The organism is Aquabacterium sp. A08 (assembly GCF_011742065.1).
Genome location: NZ_JAAQQT010000402.1, coordinates 1 through 519, shown reverse-complemented (window position 1 = coordinate 519; position 519 = coordinate 1). Strand labels below are relative to the sequence as shown.

At 64.9% G+C, this 519-nt stretch carries 1 pseudogene; it reads right to left on the bottom strand.

Features of this window, described 5'->3' with window-relative positions:
• Positions 1 to 424: 424 nt before the first annotated feature.
• Positions 425 to 519, bottom strand: a pseudogene (locus HA630_RS23125) (molybdenum cofactor biosynthesis protein MoaE); the annotation flags it as partial.

Sequence of the window (519 nt, the reverse complement as noted above, 5' to 3'; positions counted from 1 at the left end):
GTCGCCGGCCACGAGTTTGCAGAAAATGCAGACGCCGGGCGGCGACGGGTCGATGAACTTGGGCATGCAGGCATCATACAAAGTGACGGTTTCCGCGGAAACTTCTGACGATGACCCCGCCCAAGAATATCCTCAGCAGCCTGAACCACTGCGTCGGAAGGCCTCGGGCTGCCTGGTGAAGTCCAGCGCTTACCGCCCCCTGCCGCGGGTGCAGCAACGGGAATAGCCCGTCATCGATCCGCAGGACACCGTGCCGGTGGTCGTGGGTGGCTGGCTTCAGATGACCGCCTCGGCGGCCAGTTGCCTGTGTTGTATCGTTGGGCCGCTGCCAACCGCTCGGATGAGGGCGGCCAAAGAATGCGCAGTCAAGCATGGTGGACAAGCACGACAGAGCGAGCCACACCGGGCATCTGCCCCGATCACTTCAGGCGTTGACGGCCTGGATGCCCCACTTGGCCAGCGCAGCGTCGTCGCTCGCGCGGGCATCGACCCAGCGGGCGCCCTCGGGCGTCTGCTCTT